At 71.0% G+C, this 7,250-nt stretch carries 7 protein-coding genes; 4 read left to right on the plus strand and 3 right to left on the minus strand.

The features are described 5' to 3' along the window. Positions 1–79: 79 nt before the first annotated feature. Complete coding sequence (locus tag KN815_RS44335; RefSeq protein ID WP_216347426.1) at positions 80–1,186, minus strand: methyltransferase domain-containing protein; 1,107 nt, start codon at positions 1,184–1,186, stop codon at positions 80–82. 348 nt (positions 1,187–1,534) lie between these two features. Here KN815_RS44335 and KN815_RS44340 point away from each other — a divergent pair, with 348 nt between their 5' ends. The 3 genes from KN815_RS44340 to KN815_RS44350 all read left to right on the plus strand — a co-directional run bounded on the left by KN815_RS44340 (position 1,535) and on the right by KN815_RS44350 (position 4,447). After that, positions 1,535–2,668, plus strand: coding sequence for an NADH:flavin oxidoreductase (locus KN815_RS44340; protein WP_216347427.1), 1,134 nt, complete (start codon positions 1,535–1,537; stop codon positions 2,666–2,668). Positions 2,669–2,774: 106 nt separating this feature from the next. Next, complete coding sequence (locus KN815_RS44345; RefSeq protein ID WP_216347428.1) at positions 2,775–3,035, plus strand: RNA recognition motif domain-containing protein; 261 nt, start codon at positions 2,775–2,777, stop codon at positions 3,033–3,035. 101 nt (positions 3,036–3,136) lie between these two features. Next, positions 3,137–4,447 (plus strand): LmeA family phospholipid-binding protein, encoded by a 1,311-nt coding sequence (locus KN815_RS44350; RefSeq protein ID WP_216347429.1) that lies wholly within the window; start codon positions 3,137–3,139, stop codon positions 4,445–4,447. 69 nt (positions 4,448–4,516) lie between these two features. On the opposite strand, the gene KN815_RS44355 is transcribed toward KN815_RS44350, so the two are convergent. Together KN815_RS44355 and KN815_RS44360 are read right to left on the minus strand one after the other, a co-directional pair. Next, positions 4,517–5,764: a sensor histidine kinase gene (locus KN815_RS44355; protein WP_216347431.1), complete on the minus strand. Its 1,248-nt coding sequence runs from the start codon at positions 5,762–5,764 to the stop codon at positions 4,517–4,519. Then, entirely contained in the window at positions 5,758–6,414 is a 657-nt protein-coding gene (locus KN815_RS44360) for a response regulator transcription factor (RefSeq protein ID WP_216347433.1), read from the minus strand. The genes KN815_RS44355 and KN815_RS44360 overlap by 7 nt, the downstream gene beginning before the upstream one ends. 222 nt (positions 6,415–6,636) lie before the next feature. Between KN815_RS44360 and KN815_RS44365 the strand changes: the two genes are divergently transcribed. Then, complete coding sequence (locus KN815_RS44365; protein ID WP_216347435.1) at positions 6,637–7,161, plus strand: hypothetical protein; 525 nt, start codon at positions 6,637–6,639, stop codon at positions 7,159–7,161. The last annotated feature ends 89 nt before the right edge of the window (positions 7,162–7,250 follow it).

Here is a 7,250-nt window from a genome sequence, read left to right on the forward strand (position 1 = left end):
ACGGCCCCCGGCGGGCCGGACGGCGCTCCGGCCACCCGGCGGCCAGGGGTACCGGCTACCCGGCGGGCAGGCGTACCGGCTACGCGGCGGGCAGCGGCCACGCCGCCGACGGATCGCCCAGCCACACCCGTTGGCCGTCGGCCGTGGCCGTCAGGCCGAAGTCGAACAGCTCAGGCCGCCCGGCGCCCTCCCACCAGGCGAGGGCCTCGGCGGTCTCGTCGGCCAGGTCGCGCGGGCCCCACTGACGCACCGCGCCATCCGCCGCGTACGCCCAGGAGTCCCGGCCGCACCACCAGTGGCCGCCGTCCTGCGGCCAGTGCGTCACGTCCGCCAGCTTCAGCCCCACGGCGAACTCGGCGTGCGGGTCGGCGAGCGCCGTGACGTCCAGGTCGGCCTTGCTCTCGCGGCTCTCCTCCCACGCCTTCGTGGAGAAGAGCCCATCGATACGCGGGCGCGCCCGCTGGCCTCGCACCGCCATGAAGGTCAGTGCGCCCGCGAACCGGCCCTCGGCACGGCCGTCCGAGACGGTCAGCCGGGCGAGTCCGTGCGAGCAGAACGCGGTGCGGAAGGGGGTCAGGATCAGGCCGCCGGGGCGCATCTGCTCCACCCACGCCCACGGGATCGACGTCACCGAGGCCGTGGCCACCAGCCGGTCGTACGGCGCGCCGAGCCGCCACCCCTGCTCGCCGTCCGCTTCCAGCACCGTTACCCCGCCGTACCCGGCCCGGCGCAGCGCGGCTCGTGCGCCGTCGGCCACGTCCGGGTCGATCTCCAGCGTGGTCACCCGCTCGGCGCCTGCCCGCTCGGCCAGCAGCGCCGCGTTGTACCCGGTGCCCGCCCCGATCTCCAGCACCCGATGCCCCGGCCGCAGGTCCAGCTCGGCGAGCATGGTCACGACGGCGGTCGGCGCGGAGATGGAGCTGGTGGGCACATCGCCGCCGGCGGTGGCAGGGGCCCCGTCGTCCACCTGGGTGGTCATGGCCCGCGCGGGGTCGTACACCATGCGGGCCCACCGGTCGGGGTCGTCCGTCCGGTGGAGCGGCCGGTACACACCGTCGTCCACGACCCATACGGTGCCGGGGACGAACTCGTGCCGTGGGACGGCCTCGAACGCCCGCCGAACCCACGGCTCGGTGATGTCGAGCGCCTCGGCCGCCCGCGTGTGCAGCTCTGCCAGGTCGGTCACTTGCGGTGCGTCCCGCCGCCCGGCCTGGAGACATCCGGGTGCTGTCCGTCCGAGTCCCGTGGGCTCGGCTGCTTCGGCTGCGGGTTCGGTGTGGGCGGCTTGCCGTGCGTTCCCATTCGGGCCCCCTCGCCTCGTTGGTGAGGCAACCAGTGTGGGCTTCGCTCGTCGAGGGGCAGTAGAGCGCGTACGCACCCATCGGGGGCAGACGGGGCCGCCGTGCGCCCGCACCCCGGCAGGGATTCAGCGGAGGTGGCCTCCGGTATTTGACCCTTACGTTGACGTCAGGTTTTAGCTTGGCCGGGCAGCGCGATTCCGCGCTGTGACGACGCCTGGTCAAGGAGTATCGACGTGTCCATAAACAGGAGTGCCGAGCGCGCGGCACAGGTTCTGTCCCGGCCGTTCACCGTGGGCGGGATGACCGTGCCCAACCGGATCGCCATGGCGCCGATGACCCGGATGTTCTCGCCCGGCGGCGTGCCCAACGCCGATGTGGTGGCGTACTACGCGCGGCGCGCGGCCGGTGGGGTGGGGCTGATCATCACGGAGGGGACGTATATCGACCACCCCTCGGCGGGGCTGAGCGACAGCGTGCCGCGCTTCCACGGGGAGGACGCCCTCGCGGGGTGGGCCGAGGTGGTGAAGCAGGTGCATCTCGCGGGTGGGCGGATCGCGCCGCAGATCTGGCATGTGGGGGTGTCGCGGGAGGAGGGCGCGCCGCCGTACCCGGAGGCGCCCGTGCTGAGCCCGTCGGGGATCGGGCTGGGCGGCGAGCCGGCCGGGCGGGCGATGACGCAGAACGACGTGGACGCGGTGATCGCGGCCTTCGCGGAGGCGGCGGCCAACGCGGAGCGGATCGGGTTCGACGGGGTCGAACTGCATGGCGCCCATGGGTATTTGATCGACCAGTTCCTGTGGAGCGCGACCAACCGGCGCGGCGATGGCTATGGCGGCGACTCGGCCTCCCGGGTCCGGTTCGCGGCCGAGCTGGTGGCCGCCTGCCGTAAGGCCGTCTCCGCCGAGTTCCCGATCATCTTCCGTACCTCGCAGTGGAAGCAGGACCACTACGACGTGCGGATGGCCGAGACCCCGCAGGAGCTGGAGGCGCTGCTCACCCCGCTGGTGGAGGCGGGGGTGGATGTCTTCCACTCCTCCACCCGGCGTTACTGGACACCGGAGTTCGAGGGCTCGGAGCTGAACCTCGCGGGGTGGACGAAGAAGCTCACCGGGAAGTCCACGATCACGGTCGGCTCGGTCGGGCTGAACCAGGACTTCCTGCCGACGTTCGTCCCCGGGACCGGCGATGGGCCAGCTCAGGTGGCGGACATCGAGAATCTGCTGGACCGGCTGGAGCGGGACGAGTTCGATCTCGTCGCCGTCGGCCGCGCCCTGCTCGCCGACCCCGAGTGGGCCGCGAAGGTGCTCAGCGGGCGTACGGCGGAGCTGGTGCCCTACTCCGTGGAGCGGCTCGGCACGCTGCACTGAGCCGTATGACCGGTTCAGCCCATGCGGATGGCCCGTTTCGTACCTCGCTGAGAGGATTGACACGGTTCGCTGCACTGGGAACCACGGAGAACAAGGAGAGCCGGTCATGTCCAAACGACTGCATGTGGGCAACTTGAGCTACCAGACGACGACAAGGGACCTGGCGACCCTGTTCGGGCAGATCGGCGAGGTGCTGGACGCCACCGTGATCACCGACCGGGAAAGCGGCCGCTCCCGGGGGTTCGGGTTCGTGGAGATGGACGAGACGGCCGCCGAGAAGGCGATGGCCCAGCTCGACGGCACGGAGATGGACGGCAGGGCGGTCACCGTCACCGAGGCGAGGGCGGTCTCACGCGGCACGCGCTGAGAAACAGCACGTGCACGGAGGGCGAAATCGGAACGTGCGGTTCGACACGTATCGCCGCTAGGACTTGCGGGTGGGGCAGTGTGGCGTGGTGGTATTGAGTGATGCGATCCCCCACACGCATATCTTCACCACAGCCCTCATATCCTCACGGTGATTCACCTGCTGTTCATTACCGGAACCCTTACGAGGAACTCGCCGACCTGGCCGACCCGTACGATCCGGACGATCCCCTGGGCCTCGGCCTGACGTCGGACGACGACGCCGACGGCGGCGGGCGCAGGGGTGAGCCGGTCGGCTCGGGGTCCGGCTCGGGCTCCGAAGGCGATGACGAGGCCTGGTCGCCGCCCAACCACCGCCGCTCGTCCCGGCGTCGGCGCGGACGCGGGCGCTTCAGGGGTATCCCGCGCACCGCGAAGGCGCTGATCGGGCTGCTCGTGCTGGGCCTGCTGCTGGTGCTGGCCGACCGCTGCGCCGTGATGTACAGCGAGCGCAAGGCCGAGCAGGAGCTCCAGAAGAGGCTGGATCTGGCCACGGCGCCGCATGTGACGATCCATGGCTTCCCGTTCCTCACCCAGGTGCTCGGCAAGGATCTGGAGCAGGTCGACATCGCCGTCCCGGATGTGGCGGCCGACCGGGTCTCGCTCGCCGAGGTGCGCGCCCAGGCCCAGGACATCCGGATCGTGGGGGATCTGCCCAGCTCCTTCCGGGGCGCGACGGTGGGCCGGATGAAGGGCGATGTGCTGCTGTCCTTCGAGGACCTCAGCCGTGAACTGGGCGCCTCCCAGGTGCGGTTCCGGGCACTGGGGCCCAGCTCGGTGCGCGCGGACGGGAAGCTTCCGGTCGCCGGCCAGCAGGTGTCGCTGCACGCCCAGGCACATATCCAGCGCCAGGGAGACCGTGGGATCTCCACCAGCGTCACCGATATGCGGCTGGACATCCCCGGGATCGCCACCTACCGGCCCGGCCCCGAGCCGCGCGCCGGGCTGTATCTGCACAAGAAGGCGGCGCGGCAGATCAGCGAGGACGCCGAGAAGGCGCGGGCGCTGCTGTCGATCCCCTCGGTGGCCGAGAAGCTCGGGGTGTCCCCGGCGGAGGCGGGGCAGGCGCGGAACGACGACCGGATGCTGGACCGGATCACGGAGTCGCCGCGCTTCGTGCCCGCGCTGCTCGCGGTCAACCTCGTCCAGGCCGCCAACGACCATCCCCAGTTGGCCAGGAAGCTCGGCATCGATCCGACGGTGGCGGCGGCGCTGACGCGGCTGAAGGTGCCGGAGCTGACCGACAAGCTGGAGCTCTCCTTCCAACTGCCGAAGAAGGCCAAGGGCATCAAGCTGGCGAACATCGGGGTCTCCCCGGAGGGGATTCGGGCCGATCTGGCCGGTGCGGGGCTGTCATTCGGTAAGACCCGCTAGCCACCGCCGTGCGTCACCGCATCACCGCGTCACCGAGTCACCGCGTCACCGAGTCACCGCGTCACCGCGTCACCGCGTCACCGGCAGCCGTACCTCGACGCGGAGGCCGCCCGCGGGGCCCGGGGCGGCGGTGACCGTTCCGCCGTGGGCGGTGGCGATGGAGCGGACGATGGACAGGCCCAGGCCGTGGCCGTGCACGGCGGTGCGATCGCGGTCGAGGCGGCGGAAGGGTTCGAACAGGCTCTCCACGCGGGTGGGGTCGACGCGGGGGCCGGTGTTGGTCACGGTCAGTCGGCGGGCACCGTCGATGCGCACGGTGACCGTGCCCTGCGGATGGTTGTACTGGATGGCGTTGCGTACCAGGTTGGAAGCCAGATGCTTGAGGAGCACCGGGTCTCCGGTCACGGACAGGGGCGTGGTGTGCACCGCCGTGACGACGGTGTGCTCGGCGGCGAGGGAGCTGAGTTCGTCGGCGGCCTGCCGGGTGAGTTCGGCGAGGTCGGTGTCCTTGGTCTCGTCGAGTCCGCGGTCGCTGCGGGCGAGCAGCAGGAGTGCGGCGATGAGGTGCTCGGCCTCGCGGTTGGTGATGAGCAGGTCCTCGCGGACCGGGATCAGATGGGCGGGCAGCGGGTCGGCGAGGCCGACCTCGATGCTGGTGCGCTGGGCGGCCAGGGGGGTGCGCAGTTCATGGGAGGCGTTGGCGACGAACCGGCGCTGGCTGGTGAAGGACCTCTCCAGGCGGTCCAGCATGGTGTCGTAGGTGTCGCCCAGTTCCCGCAACTCGTCTTGTGGGCCGGTGAGTTGAAGGCGTTCATGGAGGTTCTCCTCGCTCATCCGGCGGGCCGCGAGGATCACTTCGCGTACCGGGCGCAGGGCCCGGCCGGCCAGCCACCAGCCCATGGCGCCGGACAGTACGGCCATCACGGCCAGGCCGACCGCCGACCACAGCACCATCTGCCGTACGGCGGTCTCCTGGAGCCTGTTGGTGACTTGCACCCTGGCCAGCCGGGCGTCCTCGGCCTGCTGTCGGGACCACGCCGAGGCGGCGGGCTCGGGACTGGTCGGGCCCCCGGGGGCCGCCGAGGCCGAGGAGGTGGGCCGGGGAGCGGTCGGCCCGTCGGTGTGGTCCGTCGTGATGCTGGCGAACTGCTCCATGGTTCCCTGCCGGGCCAGCACCGTGACGAAGATCAACAGTGCGGCTCCGGCGCAGAAGAACAGCGCGGTGAACGCGGCGGCGAGCTTGGCGCGGAAGGTCAGCCGGTCGCGCAGCACGGTCCGCAGGGCCCGCGGGCCGACGAGGGACAGGGGATTCAGCACAGCCGGTAACCTTTGCCGTCGTCCATGGAGATCGCGTCGGAACGGCCGAGTTTGCCACGCAGCCGGCTGACGGTGGCGCGTACGGCGCTGGTGCGCGAGTCCATGTGCTCGTCCCACACCTGGTCCAGCAGGGCACGGTGGGTCACGGCCTCGCCGCGCGCCTCCATCAGGAGCTGAAGGACGGCGAATTCCTTCGGGCTCAGCTCCACCGGCCTGCCGTCGATGCGGACTTCGCGACGGCCCCGGTCCAGCTCGATGCCGCCGTGCCGCAGGGTCATCAGCGGGGGCGTGGGGACGCGTCGGCTCAACGCCCTGATCCGTGCGATGAGTTCGGCGAAGTCGAAGGGCTTGGCCAGATAGTCGTCGGCGCCGAGATCGAGCCCGGACACCCGGTCCTCCACCGAACCGGCGGCGGTGAGCATGAGGATGCGGGGCGGGTCCTTCAGCGCGCGCAGGCGCAGACATATCTCGTCGCCGCTCATGACGGGCAGATCCCGGTCCAGGACGATGATGTCGTACGCGTTGAGCAGGCACATCCGCTCGGCCACGTCCCCGGAGCAGGCCAGGTCGACCGCGATGGCCTCGCGGCGCAGGCCGGTGGCGATCGTACGGGCCAGGATGTGGTGGTCTTCGGCGATCAGGACCCTCATGGGGGAGCTTCCTCGTGGTGGTGCTCGGGGTGATACCCGGCAGTTACTGAAGGTAACAAACCGGGTGGATCGGACCCCGGCCCAGCCATGCAAGCAGGGAGGCGATTGCAGAGGGATAAGCGTGGCGGGGCGCGAGGGCCTCCCGCGCTTACCTCCCTGCGCACGGCCGACTGGTTCTCTCATGGCGCAAGCACCGGCTCCTACCCCAACCGTGAGGTCCCCATGTCTGCCCTCTCTCTACGTAAGCGCTGTGCCCTGGCCTCGGCCGCCCTGGGCATGGTCCTCGCCCTGTCGGCCTGCGGCGGAGGCGGCGGTGATGACGATGTCGCCAGCGCCGGTGGCGAGAAGAAGCCGTCCGCGAGCGCCTCCCAGAAGGCGAAGAGCCCGCAGGAGATGCAGAAGGCCCGGCTGAAGTACGCGGCCTGCATGCGCGAACAGGGCATCGACATGCCCGACCCGGACGCCGACGGGGCGAACGTCGTCCAGCCCTCCGACCCGAAGAAGTTCCAGGCGGCGCTCGAGAAGTGCAAGCAGTTCATGCCGAACGCGGACGGCCAGGCTCCGCAGTACACCCCTGAGCAGAAGGCGAAGGACGTGAAGCTGGCCAAGTGCCTGCGCGACAAGGGAGTCGAGGCCGAGGACCCGACCGACGAGGGCCGGATGAACATCCCGGACGGTGGGTCGAAGAAGACGCAGGACGCCCTCAAGGCATGCGGCGCCATGGCCAGCGGTAAGACCGGCCAGTGACCGCCGCCACGGAGCGCGGCACCGTGCCGCAGAGCGAAGCGAGCGGGGACGACTCCCCCGACGCCGCCCCGCGCCGCCGGCCACGCGGC

This window comes from Streptomyces niphimycinicus (assembly GCF_018883605.1).
In the GTDB taxonomy this organism is placed as follows: Bacteria; Actinomycetota; Actinomycetes; order Streptomycetales; family Streptomycetaceae; genus Streptomyces; species Streptomyces niphimycinicus.

What these genes read in the sequence shown, in the direction of transcription:
- KN815_RS44360 (WP_216347433.1), bottom strand. Translation starts at nt 6,414, where the DNA reads ATGAGGGTCCTGATCGCCGAAGACCACCACATCCTGGCCCGTACGATC.
- KN815_RS44365 (WP_216347435.1), top strand. Translation starts at nt 6,637, where the DNA reads ATGTCTGCCCTCTCTCTACGTAAGCGCTGTGCCCTGGCCTCGGCCGCC.
- KN815_RS44350 (WP_216347429.1), top strand. Translation starts at nt 3,137, where the DNA reads ATGCGATCCCCCACACGCATATCTTCACCACAGCCCTCATATCCTCAC.
- KN815_RS44345 (WP_216347428.1), top strand. Translation starts at nt 2,775, where the DNA reads ATGTCCAAACGACTGCATGTGGGCAACTTGAGCTACCAGACGACGACA.